1 protein-coding gene is annotated in these 472 nt (G+C 69.7%); it reads left to right on the forward strand.

The genetic code is table 11. The features are described from left to right. Positions 1 to 28: 28 nt before the first annotated feature. Positions 29 to 472, forward strand: a 444-nt coding sequence (locus AX685_RS18660; RefSeq protein ID WP_156445929.1) for an ABC transporter ATP-binding protein, incomplete at its 3' end; no start/stop codon positions are given.

Genomic DNA, 472 nt, shown 5'->3' on the forward strand with positions numbered 1-472 from the left:
GGCGGGCGGCCCGGCGGGGGCGGCGCGGGTGGCCAGTAACCCGCCCCTGATCGAATTGCGCGGCGTCACCAAGGTCTATGGCGAGGGCGCCACGCAGTTCCACGCGCTGAAGGGCGTCGACCTGGATATTGCCGTTGGCGATTTCGTCGCGGTGATGGGGCCGTCGGGATCGGGCAAGTCCACGACGATGAACATCCTGGGGTGCCTGGACGTGCCCAGCGGCGGCACCTTCCTGTTCCGCGGCCATCATGTCGAGGCGCTGGACCGCGACCAGCGCGCGTTGCTGCGGCGGCGCTACCTCGGGTTCGTGTTCCAGGGGTTCAACCTGCTCAGCCGCACCAGCGCGCTGGAGAATGTCGAGCTGCCGCTGCTGTACCGCGGCGACGACAAGAAGGCGCGGCGTGCCGCCGCGATGGGGGCGCTTGAGAAGGTCGGGCTGGACCGCTGGTGGGATCATACCCCCGCCGAACTG

The organism is Sphingomonas sp. CCH9-F2 (genome assembly GCF_001556735.1).
In the GTDB taxonomy this organism is placed as follows: Bacteria; Pseudomonadota; Alphaproteobacteria; order Sphingomonadales; family Sphingomonadaceae; genus Sphingomonas; species Sphingomonas ginsenosidimutans.